The organism is Cobetia sp. MMG027 (assembly GCF_027947415.1).
In the GTDB taxonomy this organism is placed as follows: Bacteria; Pseudomonadota; Gammaproteobacteria; order Pseudomonadales; family Halomonadaceae; genus Cobetia; species Cobetia marina.
The window spans coordinates 120,027-138,920 of the sequence record NZ_JAQJIO010000006.1 but is presented as its reverse complement, the minus strand read 5'-3'; the positions used below and the strand labels follow the sequence as shown (position 1 = coordinate 138,920).

At 61.3% G+C, this 18,894-nt stretch carries 18 protein-coding genes and 1 pseudogene; 13 read left to right on the top strand and 6 right to left on the bottom strand.

Annotation, left to right across the window (positions count from 1 at the left end; translation table 11 throughout):
* Positions 1-302 precede the first annotated feature (302 nt).
* The 7 genes from hemE (at position 303) to PJK54_RS09795 (ending at position 7,764) form a co-directional block, all read left to right on the top strand.
* On the top strand, positions 303-1,400 hold the full coding sequence (hemE, locus tag PJK54_RS09825; RefSeq protein WP_077380000.1) for a uroporphyrinogen decarboxylase: 1,098 nt from the start codon (positions 303-305) through the stop codon (positions 1,398-1,400).
* A 56-nt stretch (positions 1,401-1,456) separates the two neighbouring features.
* Positions 1,457-1,828, top strand: a complete 372-nt coding sequence (locus PJK54_RS09820; RefSeq protein ID WP_136939468.1) for a VanZ family protein — start codon at positions 1,457-1,459, stop codon at positions 1,826-1,828.
* 271 nt (positions 1,829-2,099) lie between these two features.
* Positions 2,100-2,963 carry a polyamine aminopropyltransferase gene (gene speE, locus PJK54_RS09815; protein ID WP_077379636.1) on the top strand — a complete coding sequence of 288 codons (864 nt, stop codon included), beginning with the start codon at positions 2,100-2,102 and terminating at the stop codon, positions 2,961-2,963.
* Positions 2,964-3,376: 413 nt separating this feature from the next.
* A complete protein-coding gene (locus tag PJK54_RS09810; protein ID WP_077379634.1) occupies positions 3,377-4,402 on the top strand; it encodes an amino acid ABC transporter substrate-binding protein in 1,026 nt (341 codons plus the stop codon).
* A gap of 229 nt (positions 4,403-4,631) precedes the next feature.
* Positions 4,632-5,822 carry an amino acid ABC transporter permease gene (locus tag PJK54_RS09805; RefSeq protein WP_136939467.1) on the top strand — a complete coding sequence of 397 codons (1,191 nt, stop codon included), beginning with the start codon at positions 4,632-4,634 and terminating at the stop codon, positions 5,820-5,822.
* 10 nt (positions 5,823-5,832) lie between these two features.
* Positions 5,833-6,957: an amino acid ABC transporter permease gene (locus PJK54_RS09800; RefSeq protein ID WP_271302728.1), complete on the top strand. Its 1,125-nt coding sequence runs from the start codon at positions 5,833-5,835 to the stop codon at positions 6,955-6,957.
* Positions 6,958-7,035: 78 nt separating this feature from the next.
* Entirely contained in the window at positions 7,036-7,764 is a 729-nt protein-coding gene (locus tag PJK54_RS09795; RefSeq protein WP_043331784.1) for an amino acid ABC transporter ATP-binding protein, read from the top strand.
* A gap of 144 nt (positions 7,765-7,908) precedes the next feature.
* On the opposite strand, the gene PJK54_RS09790 is transcribed toward PJK54_RS09795, so the two are convergent.
* Complete coding sequence (locus tag PJK54_RS09790; RefSeq protein ID WP_191236441.1) at positions 7,909-8,445, bottom strand: hypothetical protein; 537 nt, start codon at positions 8,443-8,445, stop codon at positions 7,909-7,911.
* A gap of 374 nt (positions 8,446-8,819) precedes the next feature.
* Between PJK54_RS09790 and PJK54_RS09785 the strand changes: the two genes are divergently transcribed.
* Positions 8,820-10,748 (top strand): methyl-accepting chemotaxis protein, encoded by a 1,929-nt coding sequence (locus PJK54_RS09785; RefSeq protein ID WP_271302727.1) that lies wholly within the window; start codon positions 8,820-8,822, stop codon positions 10,746-10,748.
* 259 nt (positions 10,749-11,007) lie between these two features.
* Positions 11,008-11,436, top strand: coding sequence for a host attachment protein (locus tag PJK54_RS09780; protein ID WP_271302726.1), 429 nt, complete (start codon positions 11,008-11,010; stop codon positions 11,434-11,436).
* Between the two features lie 147 nt (positions 11,437-11,583).
* Here the strand turns inward: PJK54_RS09780 and PJK54_RS09775 are convergent, their stop codons facing one another.
* On the bottom strand, positions 11,584-12,531 hold the full coding sequence (locus PJK54_RS09775; RefSeq protein ID WP_077379622.1) for a LysR family transcriptional regulator: 948 nt from the start codon (positions 12,529-12,531) through the stop codon (positions 11,584-11,586).
* Between the two features lie 281 nt (positions 12,532-12,812).
* Between PJK54_RS09775 and PJK54_RS09770 the strand changes: the two genes are divergently transcribed.
* A complete protein-coding gene (locus PJK54_RS09770; protein WP_077379620.1) occupies positions 12,813-13,589 on the top strand; it encodes a ferredoxin--NADP reductase in 777 nt (258 codons plus the stop codon).
* Positions 13,590-13,796: 207 nt separating this feature from the next.
* Here PJK54_RS09770 and glnK read toward each other — a convergent pair whose 3' ends face one another.
* The 3 genes from glnK to PJK54_RS09755 all read right to left on the bottom strand — a co-directional run bounded on the left by glnK (position 13,797) and on the right by PJK54_RS09755 (position 15,904).
* Complete coding sequence (glnK, locus tag PJK54_RS09765) at positions 13,797-14,135, bottom strand: P-II family nitrogen regulator (RefSeq protein WP_024951507.1); 339 nt, start codon at positions 14,133-14,135, stop codon at positions 13,797-13,799.
* A gap of 150 nt (positions 14,136-14,285) precedes the next feature.
* Positions 14,286-15,533 (bottom strand): ammonium transporter, encoded by a 1,248-nt coding sequence (locus PJK54_RS09760; protein WP_077379618.1) that lies wholly within the window; start codon positions 15,531-15,533, stop codon positions 14,286-14,288.
* A gap of 32 nt (positions 15,534-15,565) precedes the next feature.
* On the bottom strand, positions 15,566-15,904 hold the full coding sequence (locus tag PJK54_RS09755) for a P-II family nitrogen regulator (RefSeq protein WP_065392452.1): 339 nt from the start codon (positions 15,902-15,904) through the stop codon (positions 15,566-15,568).
* Between the two features lie 436 nt (positions 15,905-16,340).
* Between PJK54_RS09755 and PJK54_RS09750 the strand changes: the two genes are divergently transcribed.
* Positions 16,341-16,715, top strand: a complete 375-nt coding sequence (locus tag PJK54_RS09750; RefSeq protein ID WP_077379616.1) for an accessory factor UbiK family protein — start codon at positions 16,341-16,343, stop codon at positions 16,713-16,715.
* Positions 16,716-16,801: 86 nt separating this feature from the next.
* Here PJK54_RS09750 and PJK54_RS09745 read toward each other — a convergent pair whose 3' ends face one another.
* Positions 16,802-17,080 (bottom strand): CBU_0592 family membrane protein, encoded by a 279-nt coding sequence (locus tag PJK54_RS09745; protein WP_205632716.1) that lies wholly within the window; start codon positions 17,078-17,080, stop codon positions 16,802-16,804.
* 535 nt (positions 17,081-17,615) lie between these two features.
* On the opposite strand from PJK54_RS09745, the gene PJK54_RS09740 reads away from it, so the two are divergent.
* Together PJK54_RS09740 and PJK54_RS09735 are read left to right on the top strand one after the other, a co-directional pair.
* The gene (locus PJK54_RS09740) at positions 17,616-17,897 is read left to right on the top strand and encodes a hypothetical protein (RefSeq protein ID WP_271302725.1); all 282 of its coding nucleotides are present in this window, start codon (positions 17,616-17,618) and stop codon (positions 17,895-17,897) included.
* Positions 17,898-18,249: 352 nt separating this feature from the next.
* A pseudogene (locus PJK54_RS09735) lies at positions 18,250-18,894 on the top strand (magnesium chelatase domain-containing protein); the annotation flags it as partial.

The window sequence follows — 18,894 nt, the reverse complement described above, 5'->3', positions numbered from 1 at the left end:
AAAGCACGGGCATGCGGGGACTCGGCAATGTCTCGATGAGTGATTCACGTCATTGGCGGCCAGCATGCAATCATCAGGCGAGTTTACCAGTCTGAAGCGTGCGACTCATCGCCTGCGATGGAAAAGCGTTGTTGCCGACACCACCACAATCCGTGGAAGCACTTCAGGAGGAGAGGCCGGGCGGGTGTCTGGGCGGAAAGCGAGGGGAAAGCCAATGCATTTGTTGCATCGTCGCGATGGGCGGGATTTTGCTCAGGCTCTGATAGAATGCCGGGACATTCCCGAGCTGATGTGTGATTCCGATGACCCTGAAGAATGATCGCTTCCTGCGCGCGCTGGCCCGTCAGCCGGTTGACCGTACCCCTGTCTGGATGATGCGCCAGGCGGGCCGTTATCTGCCGGAATACCGTGAAATCCGCGGTCAGGCCGGTGGCTTCATGGACCTGTGCATGGACACCGCGCGTGCCTGCGAGGTGACGCTGCAGCCATTGGAGCGTTTCCCGCTCGATGCCGCCATTCTGTTCTCCGACATCCTGACCATCCCGGATGCCATGGGCCTCGGGCTTTACTTCGAGACAGGTGAAGGTCCGAAATTCCGCAAGACGGTGCGCACCGCCGCGGAAATCGAGGCGCTGAGCGTTCCGAACGTCGAGCGTGATCTCGATTACGTCATGCGTGCCGTCTCGACCATCCGCCGCGAGCTGAACGGTCGCGTACCGCTGATCGGGTTCTCCGGCAGTCCCTGGACACTGGCGACCTATATGGTCGAGGGCGGTTCCAGCAAGGACTTCCGCCATGTGAAAGGCCTGATGTATTCCAGCCCCGAAGCCATGCATCAGTTGCTCGACACCCTCGCTCAGGCCGTCACCGATTACCTGAACGCCCAGATCGCGGCGGGTGCCCAGGCAGTGCAGATCTTCGATACCTGGGGCGGCACCCTGTCCACACCGGCCTATCTCGAGTTCTCGCTGCGTTACATGGAGCAGATCGTCGCTGGCCTCAAGCCTGACAGCGAAGGCAATCGCGTGCCGGTGATCCTGTTCACCAAGAATGGCGGCCAGTGGCTCGAGCACATCGCCGCCAGCGGTTGTGACGGTGTCGGCCTGGACTGGACCACCGAGATGTCGGATGCGCGCGCGCGCGTCGGCCATCGCGTGGCCTTGCAGGGCAATCTGGACCCGAATGCGCTGTTCGGCACTCCCGCCGCGATTCGTGCCGAAGTCGGCCGCATTCTCGATAGCTACGGTCAGGGGCCTGGCCACATCTTCAACCTGGGGCATGGCATCAGCCAGTTCACTGACCCGGGCAACGTCAATGCTCTGATGGACGCTCTGCATGAGCTGAGCCCCGCCTATCATCAGGATGACACCGCCAACGCCACGCCGCTGGCGCGCGATTGAACCATGTCACTGATGGCTGACAGCCCCGCCGTGTCTTTCATGGCGGGGTATCACGCATGACGCCGCTGGAGCAACGCCTCGCGCCGAGGCGAGGCTGGGCGTGCGTGGCACTGTTCTGCCTGCTGCTGATCCTGTTCGGCACGCTCTCGCCGGGTGAGCCTCACCCGGAGCAGACCTTCCCCTGGGACAAGCTGCAGCATTTCTCCGCCTTCGCCTTGCTGGCACTGACCACGCGGCTGGCCGGGTTGAGCAGTCTTGTCATCCTGCCCGCCTTGCTGCTGCTGGGCGTTGGCATCGAGGGGCTGCAGCTGGTGATTCCCTATCGCGGGGCAGAAGTGCTGGATGCGCTGGCGGATTTCCTCGGCATTCTTGCCGGGCTTGGCTGCCACCTGGGCGGACGTCTGATGGTGCGCCTGAGCCGCCTGTGACGGGCCGTGTGCCAGGCCTCTACCCGCCAGAAGAGGCCTGGCGGGTGAGTCGTTGGTCATCGCGCGTCAACCCCAGTGCCTCGAGATCGTGCACAAGCTCTTTCCACTCCGCGTGTCTTTGGCTATGGTGCTGCGCCTGAGTCCTGTTGATTGATCAGGACTGCATCGCCCGATGACGCGTGCGTCGATGATTCAGGCCTTGAGGGTCTGATGTCCCGTCCTCTTATTCATACCTTGATATCCGACTCCGATATCCCTTGTGAGGGTTCTCATGACCGAACATCTCGATGGCTCCTGGTTCACCGAAATCTTCGACCGCCACGGCAGCGCCTTCTCGCTCAAGGTCAGCCACAAGCTGCATGACGAGCAGACGCCTTATCAGCACCTTGAGGTCTATGCCACCGAGACCTACGGCAATCTGATGGTGCTGGACGGCTGCGTGATGCTGACCGACCGCGACAACTTCCTCTATCACGAGATGATGTCGCATCCGGCGCTGTTCACCCACGCGGCCCCCAAGCGTGTCGTCATCATCGGGGGGGGCGACTGTGGCACCCTGCGTGAGGTGCTCAAGCACCCGGGCGTGGAGAAGGTCACCCAGATCGACATCGATCCGGCGGTCACGCGGGCTTCCGAGCAGTTCTTCCCGGCACTGGTCGAGTCCAATGATGACCCGCGTGCCGAGCTGCTGTTCGAGGATGGCGTCAAGTGGGTCGACAACTGCCCGGACGAGAGCATCGACGTGCTGATCGTCGATTCCACGGATCCGGTCGGTCCGGCGGAAGGTCTGTTCAAGACCGATTTCCTCAAGCGCTGCCACCGTATCCTCAAGCAGGGGGGGGTGATGGTGCAGCAGAGCGAGTCGCCGCTGTATCACACCGACTCCATTATCAAGGACCTGCGCAACGACATGGGCGAAGCGGGCTTCGACAGCGTCGCGACCCTGCCGTTCCCGCAGCCGGTATACCCGTCCGGCTGGTGGAGCTGCACCCTGGCGGGCAAGGGATGTGACGTGAAGTCCTTCCGTGAGGAAGACGCGGCTGCGGCCAGCTTCGCGCGCGATTTCTATACCGTGGAAGGCCATCGTGCCGCCCTGGTACTGCCTCCCTTCATGCAGCGTCTGCTGGAAGACTGAGTCATCTAGAAGCGCATCGGGGCGTGAAGGATGCGTTTCAGTGCGCGGTAGCGTTGAGTCAGGGTGGCTGCGACATTGGTCGCAACTCCCCAGACCGGAGCGCAGGGAAGTTCAAGAACGGCCGTTTCGTCATGAAACGGCCGTTTTTATTTTGCACCGATATGAAGCGAACGAGGCGTCAGACGCCACTATCTGCACGCTTGTCTCGCCATATGATCGACGGTCGGCATCGGGAGGTTTGGCCGTTTTCACTGCCGTTCGGCTGTTTTTTCAGCGTTGAACGCAGCGGATCACACGATAGGCGGAAATTGGAACGGAGCTTGCTATTGTCGAGGGGTGCCATGCACAGCATTGCACCATCACCGTCTCGGGGTGTTTCCGAGCGGATTCCAGACATACGCGAGGGATTCAAGATGCATAACAACAAGAAGCCACTGCTGATCGCTAGCGCCGCCCTCCTGGCTGCCTCGGTAGCCAGTGGTGCCAGTGCCGCGACTCTGGATAGCGTCAAGGAAAAGGGCTTTGTCCAGTGTGGTGTCAGCACCGGTCTGCCGGGCTTCTCGGCGCCGGATGACGCCGGCAACTGGCAGGGCCTGGATGTCGATGTCTGCCGTGGTGTCGCGGCGGCTGTGCTGGGTGATGCCAGCAAGGTGCGCTACGTCCCGCTGACGGCCAAGGAACGCTTCACCGCGCTGCAGTCCGGTGAAATCGATGTCCTGTCGCGCAACACCACCTGGACCGCCACGCGTGACACGTCTCTGGGCCTCAACTTCGCCGGCGTGAACTATTACGACGGCCAGGGCTTCATGGTCAGCAAGGACCTGGGGGTCTCCAGTGCCAAGGAGCTGGATGGCGCGGCGGTCTGTATCCAGTCCGGTACCACCACCGAGCTGAACCTGGCGGATTATTTCCGCCTCAACGAGATGTCCTTCGAACCGGTCGTCTTCGACACCTCCGACCAGACCGTCAAGGGCTTCGAAGCGGGCCGCTGTGACGTCCTGACCTCCGACCAGTCCCAGCTCTACGCCCTGCGCATCAAGCTCTCCGATCCGGCCTCCGCCATGGTACTGCCGGAAGTCATCTCCAAGGAGCCGCTGGGCCCCGTCGTCCGTCAGGGCGATGACCAGTGGTTCAACATCGTCAAATGGACCCTGTTCGCTCAGATCAACGCCGAAGAGATGGGCCTGACCTCCGACAACATCGAAGCCAAGAAGTCGGATACCAATCCCAATGTCGCGCGTCTGGTCGGTGCCGATGGCAACTACGGCGAAGCCATGGGGCTGCCGGCTGACTGGGCCTATCAGGTCATCAAGCAGGTGGGCAACTACGGGCAGATGTTCGAGCGCAATGTCGGCACCGGCTCCGCTCTGGGGATCGAGCGTGGTCTGAACGCGCTGTGGACCGACGGCGGCGTCCAGTACGCACCGCCCGTTCGCTGATGCCTCGGCTCGCCTGGAGGTCCAGCGCGAGCCGGGTGAACCGTGACGCAGGCTGAGCAAGGACGCTGGCCAGGGAGAAGTGGCCATACGGTCATTTCCCCTGGCCAGCGTCGTGAGGGGCTTGGTCTGTTCCCCGTGATCCTTTCCTCGAGTGCCGAGAGATAACTGATCTGCCGTTCGATAGGGCGGCAGGCGGAAGTCGCATAGCTTTCCGGCGGAGATTGCCTGTATGACACAACCTGCTTCTCGCCCGCCGGCCACGGTCAAGCCGCCATTCTGGCGTGACCCGGCCAAGCGAGCACTGATCTTCCAACTTCTGATGTTGGCAGGCGTGTTCGGCGTGTTGGCGATCATCGTCAGCAATACCCTGACCAACCTCGAAAGCCGTGGCATCACCACCGGCTTTGCCTTCCTGGACAACACCGCAGGCTTTGGCATTCTGCAAAGTCTGATCGACTATTCCGAGCAGTCCACCTATGGCGATACCTTCATCGTCGGTCTGCTCAACACTCTGCTGGTATCCGCACTGGGCGTCATCGCGGCCACCGTGATCGGCTTCATCATGGGGATCGCCCGTCTCTCCCCCAACTGGCTGATCTCGCGGCTGGCGGCGGTCTATATCGAAGTCTTCCGCAACATTCCCCTGCTGCTGCAGATCTTCTTCTGGTACTTCGCCGTTCTTCGCACTCTGCCGAGTCCGCGAGGTTCGCTGTCGCTGGGCGAGGCCTTCTTCCTCAACGTGCGCGGTCTGTTCGTGCCGGCACCGATCACCTCCAGCGGCTTCTCGGTGGTGATTGCCGTGTTCGTGCTGGCCGTCGTCGCCAGCGGCATCTTCAGCTACTGGAACCGCCAGCGTCAGGCCCGTACCGGTCAGCGCTTGCCGGCGGGCTGGATCTCGCTCGGTCTGATCATCGTGGCGCCGCTGCTGGCCTACTTCGCGATGGGCATGCCGCTGAGCTGGGAGCTGCCGGAACTCAAGGGCTTCAACTTCCGTGGCGGCATTACGGTCGTTCCCGAGTTCCTCGCCCTGTGGGTCGCGCTTTCGGTCTACACCGCGGCGTTCATTGCCGAGATCGTGCGTTCCGGCATCGAGGCGGTACCGCACGGCCAGACGGAAGCCTCACGGGCGCTGTCGCTGACCGGTGGCATGACGCTGCGCCTCGTGGTGGTGCCACAGGCACTGCGCGTCATCATCCCGCCGCTGACCAGCCAGTACCTGAACCTGATCAAGAACTCGTCGCTGGCCACGGCCATCGGCTATCCCGATCTGGTCTCGGTCTTCGCGGGTACCACGCTCAACCAGACGGGTCAGGCCATCGAGGTGATCGCCATGACGATGCTGGTGTATCTGACCATCAGTCTGCTGGTCTCCATGTTCATGAACTGGTTCAACGCCCGCATGGCGTTGGTCGAGCGCTGAGGGTCTGCCCATGTCGATTGAAAAGACCCTGTCACGGGTTACCGAGAAGATGATCGATTCCCGCCCGGCGCCAAGCGACAGCATCGGTGCGGTGGCCTGGCTGCGAGCCAATCTGTTCGCCGGACCGATCAATACGCTGTTCACGCTGTTCGCGCTGTATCTGGTCTATCTGCTGGTGGTGCCCAGCCTGCAATGGGCGCTGATCGATGCCAGCTGGAGTGGCACCTCACGTGAGGACTGCACGGGGGAGGGCGCCTGCTGGGTGTTCATCAGTGCGCGTCTCGATCAGTTCATCTACGGCTTCTACCCGAGCGAGGAAACCTGGCGGGTCGATATCGTCTTCGCCGTCTTTGCGGCGCTGATCGCCTGGCTGGCGATTCCGAAGCTGCCGGCCAAGGGCTGGGTCGCCATCGTCAGCCTGGCGGTGTTCCCCTTCATTGCCTACTTCCTGCTGCATGGCGGCAGCTTCGGCCTCGAGATCGTCGGTACCCACGAGTGGGGCGGTCTGATGCTGACACTGGTACTGGCGGTGGTGGGTATCGTGGCGGCACTGCCGCTGGGGATCCTGCTGGCGCTGGGGCGTCGCTCCGAGATGCCGATCGTGAAGAGCATCTGCGTGGTGTTCATCGAGTTCTGGCGCGGCGTGCCGCTCATCACGGTGCTGTTCATGGCCTCGGTGATGCTGCCGCTGTTCGTGCCTGGTGAGGTCAACCTCGACAAGCTGGTGCGTGCGCTGATCGGCATCACCCTGTTCCAGAGTGCCTACATGGCGGAGGTGGTGCGTGGTGGCCTGCAGGCGATCCCGAAAGGGCAGACCGAGGCCGGCATGGCGCTGGGGCTGGGCTACTGGCGCAACATGGGGCTGATCGTGCTGCCCCAGGCGCTCAAGATGATGATCCCCGGCATCGTCAACACCTTCATCGCCCTGTTCAAGGACACCTCGCTGGTACTGATCATCGGGCTCTTCGATCTGCTCGCCATCGTGCAGGCCGGTCTCGCCGACCCCAAATGGCTGGGCTACTCCATCGAGGGCTATGCCTTCGTGGCGCTGGTCTTCTGGGTCTTCTGCTTCAGCATGTCGCGCTACAGCCAGTATCTCGAGCGCCTGCTGCATACCGGTCACAAGAAGCGCTGATCACGGCGCCAAGGAATCTTCATCATGACAACGACAACATCCGCCTCGCAGGGCAACACCGGTGCCGATGAGCGCCCGATGATCGAGCTCAAGGGCCTCAACAAGTGGTACGGCGACTTCCACGTGCTGCGTGACATCAACCTGAGCGTGCGCAAGGGCGAACGTATCGTCATCTGCGGGCCTTCAGGGTCCGGCAAGTCGACGATGATCCGCTGCATCAATCATCTCGAGGAGCATCAGGAAGGCGATATCGTGGTCAACGGCATGCCGCTGACCCAGGACATCAAGCAGATCGAGGCGATCCGTCGCAACGTCGGCATGGTCTTCCAGCACTTCAATCTGTTCCCGCATCTGACGGTGCTGGAGAACTGCTGTCTGGCGCCGATCTGGGTACAGAAGCGGCCACGCCGCGAGGCGGAAGCCGAAGCCATGAAGTACCTGGAGCGGGTGCGCATCGCCGATCAGGCTCACAAGTTCCCGGGGCAGCTGTCCGGTGGCCAGCAGCAGCGTGTCGCGATCGCACGCTCGCTGTGTCTGAGCCCGGAGGTGATGCTGTTCGATGAGCCGACGTCGGCGCTGGACCCGGAGATGATCAAGGAAGTGCTGGATGTCATGGTCGAACTGGCCAATGAAGGCATGACCATGCTGTGCGTGACCCACGAGATGGGCTTCGCCAAGACGGTGGCGGATCGTGTCATCTTCATGGATCAGGGGCAGATCATCGAAGAGAACGCGCCGGAGCCGTTCTTCAACAATCCGCAGTCCGAGCGTACCCAGCTGTTCCTCAGCCAGATACTGGGGCATTGAGGCCACGGACTGATCGGATGATGTGAGCCGCAGAAAAGACAACGCCCCGCGTGATGACAATCACGCGGGGCGTTTTCGTATGTCTTCTACAAGAGCGTCAGTGAGTGCTCGCTTCTCCCTAGCGTCACTCATCGTGACGTGTCATCAGAGGCTGGGTTCCGTCCTGCGTGCCTCGGTGCTACTAGTGTCCGGAAGCTCATCGTCGCCGCCCAGGCTCGGTTCCTGCGGCTTGGCGGCGGCCTTGGACGATGCTTCGGCAGGCGTCGGTGCCGCCGGTGTGGCAGCTGATGCCTCTTCGCCCTCGCGCGGCCAGGTGACACTGCGCGGCTTGCCGACCCAGCTGTCGTCATCGTCATGCACGGCAGGGCGACGTGAGATGGAGCGCGTGACAAGCGCGGCTGCATCCAGCGAGTGGTTGGCGCCACGTACGCTCATCACGTGATGCGGTGCCATCAACAGCTCGAACAGTAGACGCGTGAGAACGAAGGCCAGCAGGAAACCGCCGACACCCTGAGACAGGACTGGCCATTGTGCCAGCAGTGAATTGTCCGGCCCGATGGGCGTCAGGTGCTGCAGCGTCCAACCGGTAGCCGCGACCAGAAGGCCCAGCTGAATCGACAGGTGAGCGGTGACCAGCACACGGCGGGGCAGTGGGCGGCGCATCAGGAGCAGATCGCGCATCGAGACATCTCCGGAACAGAGCAAAAGAGTGAGAGGGCGAGAAAGAGGGCAGAGCGGGCCCTGTGTGCAGCGGATGTTAGCACGCACTTCGCCAGCCGCGTCATGTCCGGGAGTGGCGACGGCCATGTCGGTCGTTCTGGTCGAGAGTCGCTATCGCGCGATCCTGCCGTCAGGTGTCGCAATGGCGTGGTGGTATGGAAAGCCCGATACAGCGTCCGGGAGGCGAGTGCGGGGTAAAGGCAGGATGAGCCGTGCCGATAGTCACTCATGGCGGCATGCACTGCATGTCTCATTCACGAATGCCATCCCCGCCACAGCAATGTGATGGTCACGGTTCGTCACTTGCCCGCTGAATCTCCAGCCAAGGAATGCCGATGTTTGCTTCATTACGTGCACGTATCACGCTGGCCTGCGTGGCTATCGTGCTGGTCGCGCTGGTCGTGGTCAGCAGCTTGAATGCCTGGACCACCTTCCGTAATACCCATGCAAGTGAAAGTGACTTCCAGCAGAGGCTGCTGCAGTCCAACAGTGCACAGCTGAATCAGTGGTTCGATGTACACGTCAATGCGGTGATGGGCATCGCGGCGGGGAGTCTCGAGCAAACCCCCGAGCGCGCCTTGACGCAGGCGATGAAGCAGGGGGATTTCAGCAAGACGTACGTGGGCTTCCCGGATGGACGTTTTCGTTACTTCGATGGGCGCCCCGCCAGCCCCGGCTATGACCCGCGAGAACGTGGGTGGTACAAGAGCGCCGTCGCGGCCGGCAAGCCCGTCATTACCGCTCCCTATGTCGGGGCCACCAGTGGCAAGCTGGAAATCAGTGTTGCCGCTCCAATCTATCGCGGCCGGCAATTGGTGGCCGTAGTGAGTGGCGATCTGCCGCTCGAGTTCATCACTCGGACAGTCTCCGGTCTTTCTCCGACCCCTCACAGTTTCGCGTTTCTGGTGGATTCCGATGGCGTGCTGATCGCACACCCGGAGGCCGACAAGGTATTGACTCCCATGAGTACACTGTCGCCTGAACTGACGCACGCCGCGCTGGAGGCCAGTGACAGACGTGTCATGTCGGGTGAGCGAGCGCTTGCGATCGACATCGATGGGCGTGATTACCGGTTGTTCAATGCCGCATTGGCGGATGTGGAGTGGCAGCTGGCATTGGCATTGGATGTCGCTGATGCCGATGGCTCGCTTCATGCCCAGTTATGGACCACGTTGATCTCGACGTTGCTGGTGCTTCTGGCGGCTGCCGGCGTGATGTGGTGGATCGCCAACCGCAGTTTGCGCGGGTTGGCATTGGTACGTGATGCGCTTGTGGATATCGCGGCTGGCGAGGGTGATCTCACCCGCCGCATCTCGGTCAGCGGGCGCGATGAGGTCGCTGAAATAGGGAATGCCTTCAATCGCTTTGTCTCCACGCTCAATGGGGTCTTGAGCGAGATTCGTCTGGCCAGCAGTGCGGTGCAGACCGCGGCAGCCGAGATAAGTCAGGGGAGTCAGGATCTCTCGGCGCGCACCGAGCAGGCCGCGGCCAATCTGCAGGAAACCTCCGCCTCGATGGAGCAGATCTCCGGCACGGTGGCCCAGTCAGCCGATTCCGCGCGCGAAGCGGATGGCCTGGCCAGTTCGGCAAGTGAAGTGGCACGCCGTGGCGGGGCGGTCATCGGCGAGGTGGTGACCACCATGCAGGGGATTGACGAGGAGTCGCGCAAGATCACCGAGATCGTCAGTGTCATGGATTCCATCGCCTTCCAGACCAATCTGCTGGCGCTCAACGCCTCTGTTGAAGCGGCGCGTGCCGGCGAACAGGGGCGAGGCTTCGCGGTAGTGGCAGGCGAGGTACGGACTCTTGCTCAGCGCTCTTCTGAAGCCTCACGGGAAATCGCGACACTGATCAGTTCCGCCAACGAGCGCACGCGCGATGGCGCCGAGCAGGCAAGGCTCGCAGGGATCACCATGAACGAGATAGTCGCCAGCGTGGCCCGCGTGAACGAGGTGATCGGTGAGATCAGCCATGCCACTCAGGAGCAGAATCATGGTGTGGGTCAGGTCTCGAGTGCGGTGGCGGAGCTGGACCAGGTAACGCAGCAGAATGCAGCGCTGGTGGAGGAGTCGGCCGCTGCCGCTGATGCCCTCTCGGAGCAGTCTGCGCGTCTGGCCGAGATGGTGGGGCGCTTCCGACTGGATGGCCCTGCGCAGCCGCCGGCAATGGCGCCGCGCAGCGCAGGCACCCTTTCCGCACAGTACTCCAGCCCCCGCGCTGCCAGACCCGTCGCATCGGAGGAGCTGGATTGGCAAGCCTGGTAAGGCCGTCAGTACATGGGCTTGTCCGTCACGAATGACACGCACCAGACGCCAGGGCCGCCCTTAGGGGCGGCCCTGGCGTTTTGGGTTATCGACGGTCTTGTCGACCTACAGGGGGGGGGCGGGCTGGCGGGGCGGTGTGCGGGAAATGAGCGGTAAGGGTTGAATGTTCACTCCGCTGCCAGCATGTCCTCTGATGAACGCAGAAGATGATCGTCAATATCTGATCAACGACGCCTCACGAGAGACAGGGAGTGTGTAAATGGTTACTTACATCGTTGCTGCTGATGCCGCCCGCGCTCGTATCTTTGCCCGTGCTGCCGGCAAGGTCACTGAAGTGGACAGCCTCGTACATCCTGAAAGTCGTCAGCATACCGGTGACTTGAGAACCGGTGGCAAGGGCGAGTCCAGTGGCGGGCACGGTAGCCTGCATCAGACGGGAGATGATGGCGCGACCTCGGACAAGCATCAGGACTTCTTCGCCAAGGAAGTGGCGCAATATCTCAAGCAGGCGGCCAACGACGGCAAGTTTGATCAGCTGATCATCGCTGCCGCACCCAAGTTCCTCGGTGCGCTGCGTGACAAGCTCGACAAGCCGGTGGCCAAGCTGGTCAGCGAGACCGTCGACAAGGATCTCTCCCATGAGAGTGCCGACGACATCATGCAGCGCTTCACTGGCCTGAATCACTGAAGTCGGTGACATGACGGCAGGGCGTTACACGGCCTGCTGAATCTGAAAGCACCGTCAGCGGACTCGCTGGCGGTGCTTGTGCGTTGGCGTCATGCAATATGGAGGGTAAGTGAGTGCTTGCGTACCTGCAGCCATGCTGCTTGATGGTCACGGTACCTGATGCATCTCGATCTCGTCGCTGCGTGAGGCAGAGCCACTCAGGGTGCGGCAGCTCGTCACGAACTCGCGCATGGCCTGGGTAATGAAGCGGTCGCGATGATGGACGAAGCGATAGGCGCGAGTCAGCTCCAGCCATGGGGTGGGCAGCTCGACCAGGCTACCGCGCCGGAAGGCGTCTCGTAGCGCCAGTCGTGAAACGCAGCCGATCCCCAGGCCGGCCTCCACCGCGCGCTTTATCCCCTCGGTGTGCTCCAGTTCCATCATGATGTCGAGTCGCTGGGCCACGCTGTCCGAGGGGCTCTCGAGGTGTGGGCGCAGTGCCTGCTCGAAGGTGCTGCGGGTGCCAGAGCCCCGTTCACGCATGATCCAGCGCGCCTCCAGCAGACGTGCGAGCGTCACCTCTCCTCGGGCCAGAGGATGCGAGGGAGCGCAGAAGATGCTCAGGCGATCACTTACCCAGTGCGTGGCTTCCAGCAATGGGTGCTCCACCTCGCCTTCCACCAGCCCGATATCGAGCTCGAAATGCGCCAGCTTCTCGATCAGCTGGTGGGTGTTGAGGACATGCAGCTCCACACGGCTGGCCGGATGATGCTCGAGGAAGCTGCCGACGATCTGGGGCGCCAGGTAGTTGCCGATGGTCAGGGTGGCGCCGATTTCCAGTGAACCGGTGGCATCCTGCTGGCCGAGCAGCTGCTCGAGTTCTTCCGCCTGATCCAGCAAGGCGATGGCCTTGGGAAGCAGTTCGCGGCCAAGGCCATTGAGGCGCAGGCGTTTGCCATGCCGGTCGAACAGGCGACAGTCGAACTGGCGCTCCAGTTCGGCCAAGGCCGTGCTGGCGGCGGACTGTGACATCGCGAGGCTTTCGGCTGCCAGCGAGACGTTGTCGTGGCGTGCCACGGCAACGAAGACCGCCAGTTGTCGCAGGCTGTAACGCATTCCGCCTCCTTGTGCATGCAGGCAGTGTCGAGAGGAGCTCGCTGGCCAGCGCAACACCCGGTTCGCGCTGCAATGTGAAGCAGGCCATTGCCGGGCTTGTAATGCGATTCATTCGCAATCAATATTGATAGTCTGGATAACCTATATCCAGATAAACCATTTAACGCATAACCCAACAGTGACTACAATCGCTGCATAGTTCATTGGGTCATAAGCTGTTATTTGCTTATTCCATAATAGAATGCTTGATTTCAAGGGGCGCGACCCCGGGAGGCCACCAGGTGAGCAGTCTGACCACTACCGAAGTCATCGACGTCCATCATTGGAACGACTCGCTGTTCAGCTTCCGCACCCAGCGGGAAGACAGCCTGCGCTTCAAGAATGGCCAGTTCGTGATGATCGGCCTGGAAGTCGAAGGCAAGCCGCTGATGCGCGCCTACTCGATCGCCAGCCCGAACTACGAAGAGCATCTGGAGTTCTTCTCCATCAAGGTGCAGGACGGCCCGCTGACCTCACGCCTTCAGCACCTCAAGCCGGGTGACCAGATCATGGTCTCGCGCAAGCCCACCGGAACGCTGGTGCTGGACGATCTGCTGCCGGGCGAGAATCTTTACCTGTTCTCCACCGGAACTGGCCTGGCGCCCTTCCTGAGCGTGATTCAGGACCCGGAGACCTATGAGCGCTATGACAAGATCATCCTGATGCACGGTGTGCGCCATGTCTCAGAGCTGGCCTATGCCGACATGATCGCGGAAGAGCTGCCCAAGCACGAGTATCTTGGGGAAGAGATCGCCGAGAAGCTGATCTACTACCCGACCGTGACGCGCGAGGAGTTCCGCAACCAGGGCCGCATCACGGATCTGGTCGAGAATGGCAAGCTGTTCGAGGACATCGGCCTGCCGCCGCTGGACCCGAAGCGTGACCGCGCGATGATCTGCGGCTCGCCGGCGATGCTCGACGACATCAGCGCCATGCTGGATGCCCGTGGCTTCGCCATCTCGCCGAAGATGGGTGTGCCGGGTGACTATGTGATCGAGCGTGCCTTTGTTGAGAAGTGAGCGTGTTGAGAAGTGAGCATGTTGAGAAGTGAGCGTGTCGAGACGTAAGCATGTCGAGAAGTGATGCTCTGAGCATGAACCACGAGCATCACGCATGAACGGCACGTGCTGAAACGAAAAAAACCGCAGGCCAATGGCCTGCGGTTTTTTGTGTGCTCATGTCACCCGTCGGGGCAGCACGTCATCGCCAGGGCTTGCACCAGGGGCTTAGACGGCGTCCTTGCCGGTCTCGCCGGTACGGATGCGAATGACCTGCTCCAGCGGCGAGACGAAGATCTTGCCGTCGCCGATCTTGCCGGTGTTGGCGACATTGGTGATCGCCTCGATCACGGAATCGATCATGGCGTCATCCACGGCGACCTCGAGCTTCACCTTGGGGAGGAAGTCGACCACATACTCGGCACCCCGATACAGCTCCGTGTGGCCCTTCTGGCGGCCAAAACCCTTGACCTCGGTCACGGTGATACCCTGGACGCCAATCTCGGACAGGGATTCGCGTACGTCGTCGAGCTTGAATGGCTTGATGATGGCAGTGACCAGTTTCATCGTCTCTCTCCTTGGGTGATGGTGCGGGTGGCGTTGCTGCTCGCCACGCCAGCCCCTATTGCTCAAGCATACACCGCTTATCCGGTCAGGAAAAAAGACTCCCGCCAGGTGGCGGGAGTCTTTGGGTGTCGCGTGAGTCTCGATCCTTGATTACTTGCGGCTGGAGGTGAATTCCGGATACGCCTCCATGCCACATTCCGCCAGATCGACGCCTTCGTACTCTTCCTCTTCGCTGACGCGCAGTCCCATGATGGTCTTGATGACCAGCCAGACCACGAAGCTTGCGATGAATACCCAAGCGAAGATGGACACGGCGCCCAGCAGCTGTGCGGAGAAGGTGGCATCGTCATTGGTCAGCGGCACTGCCATCAGACCCCAGAGACCGACTACACCGTGGACGGAGATGGCACCGACCGGGTCGTCGAGCTTGAGCTTGTCGAGGCCGACGATGGAGAACACCACCAGCAGGCCACCGACGGCGCCGATCAGGGTGGCAGCACCGACACTCGGTGCCAGCGGACCAGCGGTGATGGCGACCAGGCCAGCCAGGGCGCCGTTGAGGGCCATGGTCAGGTCAGCCTTGCGGAACCACAGGCGGGCGAGGATCAGGGCGGCGATGACACCCCCGCAGGCAGCGGCGTTGGTGTTGACGAAGACCTGAGCGACCGCGTTGGCTTCATCGATATTGGACAGCACCAGCTCGGAGCCGCCGTTGAAGCCCAGCCATCCCAGCCACAGGATGAAGGTGCCCAGGGTCGCCAGCGGCAGGTTGGAGCCCGGGATGGCGTTGATCTCACCGTTCTTGCCGTACTTGCCCTTGCGAGCCCCCAGCAGCAGCACGCCAGCCAGTGCGGCGGAAGCGCCTGCCATGTGCACGATGCCGGAGCCGGCGAAGTCACTGAAGCCCGCTTCGCTCAGGAAGCCGCCACCCCAGGTCCAGTAACCCTGGACCGGGTAGATGACGCCCGTCATGACCACGGCGAAGGCCAGGAAGGCCCACAGCTTCATGCGCTCGGCGACTGCACCGGAGACGATGGACATGGCGGTCGCCACGAACACCACCTGGAAGAAGAAGTCGGAACGCGCGCTGTAGTAGATGTCGCCACCGGAAGCGAGCGCTTCCTCAGCGGTATTCTCGGCGCCGATCAAGAAGCCCAGGCTCGGCAGGAAGCCGCCTTCGGCGCTTGAGTACATGATGTGGTAACCGACCACCATGTACATGGTGCAGGCGATGGCGAACAGCGCCACGTTCTTGGTCAGGATCTCGGTAGTGTTCTTGGCGCGTACCAGGCCAGCTTCCAGCATGGCAAAGCCGGCAGCCATCCACAGCACCAGGGCGCCACAGACCAGGAAATAGAAGGTATCAAGTGCGTACTTGACCTCGATGATCTCGTTCATGCGGGATTCTCCTTTATTATTGTGCGCGGGGCTCAGACAGCATCGGCGCCGCGTTCACCGGTACGGATACGGATCACGTCATCCAGCGGGGTGACGAACAGCTTGCCGTCGCCGATCTTGCCGCTGTTGGCTGCCTGGGTGATGGCGTCCAGCACCGTTTCCACACTGCTGTCATCAACAGCCACTTCAATCTTGACCTTGGGAAGGAAGTCGACGACATACTCGGCGCCGCGATACAGCTCGGTGTGGCCCTTCTGTCGCCCGAAGCCCTTCACTTCCGTGACCGTGATGCCTTGCACGCCGTTGTCGGCCAGCGCTTCACGCACGTCGTCCAGCTTGAAGGGTTTGATGATGGCGGTGATCAGTTTCATGTGCTGCCCCCGTTTGCTACCGCAATGATCTGTCATGTTGAGTGCGGCCAATCAGACACTGCTGGTGGCCTGTTCCTAACAAGTGCATCGCACGAGGTATGCCATGAGGTTAAAAAATCTTTAAATTCATCTAGTTGTGCTGAGGGAAAAAGCAGCTCCGCAGCAAGGCCAAAAATGACGGCAAGGAGAACGCCATGGCGATGCACCGCTTTGGTGCCTGAATTGCGGCTTTCGAGGTAGGAGATAGCGCTAATATGGTGCACAAGGTCCGTGCCTGCCGTCAGTGGCGAGAGATTCGGGGTCGAGACATGCGTCAGGCCAGCGGGTTGCGTATCCTTGCAACATGACATGATGTCCCCCACGTTTCGGGGAGATCCTTTTCTCTGACCGACAGCCCCATGATGGGCCCGTCGGCTTGCAATGGCTGAGGTGGAGCATGTTCAAGAACGACGTCATCGGGCGTATGGCCCAGCAGATCGGTGAGCGCCTCCAGGACGCCTCGCACGGCCCGGAAGAGCTGCAGAAGTCCGTACAGGGCGTGATGCGCAGCGCCTTTGATCGCATGGAACTGGTGTCGCGCGAGGACTTCGACATCATGATGGATGTGCTGACGAGGACTCGCGGGCGTGTGGAGTCGCTGGAGAAGCAGGTCATCGCACTTGAGGCGCTGCTGGAGAAGCAGGGACTGGTGGCGGGTGCTGCGTCGACCACCGAGCCTGCCGTGGCGGTGGACGATGAGGGAGAGGCCGCGCTGGCAAAGCGGGAAGCCGCCAGCCACGCCGAGGAGATCGAGCGTCAACGCGACGCCTGAATGGCATGCTGCCAAAAAAAACCGCCACACCCGTCGAGGTGTGGCGGTTTTTTTGTGTCCGTCGCATGAGGCGGGTGCCGGGCAGGTCAGACCGTCTGTGGACGAGACCCCATCAACCAGCGGACCAGACCCACCAGAGATGCCACGATCCAGAACACCTCGATCACGAAGCTGGCGAGATTGAAGTTGATGCACAGGCTGATCAACAAGAGGATCGCCCCGCTCAGATTCATGAGGTTGTAGGTCAGGCTGCGTGCATCGAGTCTGCCAATCTGCAGCAAAAAGAAGGCACCGACCACCAGAGAGGTGCCGAGCATGCCGATGATGTCCGCCATGGGTGCCAGCGAGGCAAGCATGTCTTGCATGGGGTGTTACTCCTGAAACAAGCCGAAGTCGTCCTGAATGGCTGGCCCTTTCCGTGGGTTGGACGATTCTCTGCCACCCTTGGGTGGCCTCCTTGAGACAGCTTGGCGGTTGTATCAGCAGGGCCGAGACAACCGATCAAATATACCAGCAGTCCCCCTCTTGAGGCACTCCTGTAGCGCCTGGAGTACCGCCTTGCATGTTCCATGAGCACTCTTCTGGTGCAGGCCCGAGGGCTTGTGATCAGTCAGGTGCTCCATGTCGCCAACTTCGTGAAATATCTGCCAGAACGCGCGTTATTTCATGGAAAAAGCCGGTTGATGGGCTATTTTCAACGTTCAGTCCGCATGAATGTCTCGAGCTGAGCAGACACGGCAGCCAGTCCGGCGCATCGAAGGAGGCTGGCATTGGGTGGGGCCTGCGTGACTTTCGGAAAGGCACTCCCTTCCCGCGCCTCTTCTCTTGAGCCCAGCCTCCTGAGTCATGCCAGGGCGTTTCTCCATTCACTTCTCCATTCACTTCTTCATGAACTTCTCCGTGAACTACTTCGTGAACTACTTCGTGAAGCTCTTCATGAAGTTCATGCCACGATGTCGTCGGGAAACGCTGCCGTTGGTTCATCGTGCGGGTGCCTTGCCCGTTCCGGGTGACGATATTGCCTCTCTGCCGCCTGTTTCGCCGGTCTGGCCGGGTGCTGGAGGAGGGCTGATGTCGCCCTCAAGTGTTGATTCAGAGTGTAATGCGTCACGCTTCGATGAGGTGGTGCGGCTCGGCGTCCATATCGATAGGGTTTGGCGTTGCCAGATGATGGATATTTGAGCGCTGGGAAATGCCCTGTCGAGGAGTTTATGTAATGTTATCCACATTCGGTATTTTCCTTACGTATCCAGTAATTATAGGGGTTGGTGGCGTAATGAAAATTATGAAACGGGTGGCTGGAATCGCTGATAATACCGTTGCGGTGCAGTGAGGACATGCCGTGTCCGGCAGCGCGAGTGACATTTGAGGAGTGCCGCATCGCCAAGCGTTGAGTCGTGTGCACGCTGGCAGGTATGAGATTTGCCATGCTGGAGGAGATGGCACCGGTATCGTGCCCTCGCGCTCATGGCAGGCGGGTGCCTGCTCCGATTGCGCCGTGCAGCAGAGAGGCGGCATCACGCAGGGAAGACTCATGTCATTGGCAATGTTGCGCACGCGCGCATCTCTTGGTCTTGAAGCTCCGGAGGTGCAGGTAGAGGTACACCTCTCCAACGGGCTGCCGGGGCTCTCCATCGTTGGCTTGCCGGAAGCGGCGGTGAAGGAAAGTCGTGAGCGAGTGCGCAGCGCATTGCTCAATGCAGGCTTCGAGTTTCCAGCGCGCCGAATCACCCTCAATCTGGCCCCGGCTGACCTGCCCAAGGAGGGTGGGCGCTTTGATCTGCCGATCGCACTGGGCATCCTGGTGGCATCCGGTCAGGTGCCGGAAGAGGCCGTGGCGCAGATCGAGTGTCTGGGCGAGTTGGCACTCGATGGCAGCATTCGCTCCGTTACTGGCGTGCTGCCTGCTGCGCTCTGCTGTCGCAAGGCCGGGCGCACCCTGGTGGTGCCGCGTGGCAATGCCGATGAGGCCGCGCTGGCGGAACAGCTGGATGTGCTGTCCGTGGGCCATCTGCTGGAGTTGGTGGCGCACCTTCTCGGGCGTGAGAGGATCACGCCGCATGTCTGTTCCGTCACTCCTCAGGCGCGACTCCCGGAGCCGGACCTGAGCGAGGTGCGTGGCCAGCATCAGGCGCGGCGTGCGCTGGAGATTGCCGCTGCGGGAGGCCACAACCTGCTA

Bases quoted from the DNA above. Each gene is read 5' to 3' on its own strand.
- hemE (WP_077380000.1), top strand. From the start codon at position 303: ATGACCCTGAAGAATGATCGCTTCCTGCGCGCGCTGGCCCGTCAGCCG.
- PJK54_RS09820 (WP_136939468.1), top strand. From the start codon at position 1,457: ATGACGCCGCTGGAGCAACGCCTCGCGCCGAGGCGAGGCTGGGCGTGC.
- speE (WP_077379636.1), top strand. From the start codon at position 2,100: ATGACCGAACATCTCGATGGCTCCTGGTTCACCGAAATCTTCGACCGC.
- PJK54_RS09810 (WP_077379634.1), top strand. From the start codon at position 3,377: ATGCATAACAACAAGAAGCCACTGCTGATCGCTAGCGCCGCCCTCCTG.
- PJK54_RS09805 (WP_136939467.1), top strand. From the start codon at position 4,632: ATGACACAACCTGCTTCTCGCCCGCCGGCCACGGTCAAGCCGCCATTC.
- PJK54_RS09800 (WP_271302728.1), top strand. From the start codon at position 5,833: ATGTCGATTGAAAAGACCCTGTCACGGGTTACCGAGAAGATGATCGAT.
- PJK54_RS09795 (WP_043331784.1), top strand. From the start codon at position 7,036: ATGATCGAGCTCAAGGGCCTCAACAAGTGGTACGGCGACTTCCACGTG.
- PJK54_RS09790 (WP_191236441.1), bottom strand. From the start codon at position 8,445: ATGCGCGATCTGCTCCTGATGCGCCGCCCACTGCCCCGCCGTGTGCTG.
- PJK54_RS09785 (WP_271302727.1), top strand. From the start codon at position 8,820: ATGTTTGCTTCATTACGTGCACGTATCACGCTGGCCTGCGTGGCTATC.
- PJK54_RS09780 (WP_271302726.1), top strand. From the start codon at position 11,008: ATGGTTACTTACATCGTTGCTGCTGATGCCGCCCGCGCTCGTATCTTT.
- PJK54_RS09775 (WP_077379622.1), bottom strand. From the start codon at position 12,531: ATGCGTTACAGCCTGCGACAACTGGCGGTCTTCGTTGCCGTGGCACGC.
- glnK (WP_024951507.1), bottom strand. From the start codon at position 14,135: ATGAAACTGGTCACTGCCATCATCAAGCCATTCAAGCTCGACGACGTA.
- PJK54_RS09760 (WP_077379618.1), bottom strand. From the start codon at position 15,533: ATGAACGAGATCATCGAGGTCAAGTACGCACTTGATACCTTCTATTTC.
- PJK54_RS09755 (WP_065392452.1), bottom strand. From the start codon at position 15,904: ATGAAACTGATCACCGCCATCATCAAACCCTTCAAGCTGGACGACGTG.
- PJK54_RS09750 (WP_077379616.1), top strand. From the start codon at position 16,341: ATGTTCAAGAACGACGTCATCGGGCGTATGGCCCAGCAGATCGGTGAG.
- PJK54_RS09745 (WP_205632716.1), bottom strand. From the start codon at position 17,080: ATGCAAGACATGCTTGCCTCGCTGGCACCCATGGCGGACATCATCGGC.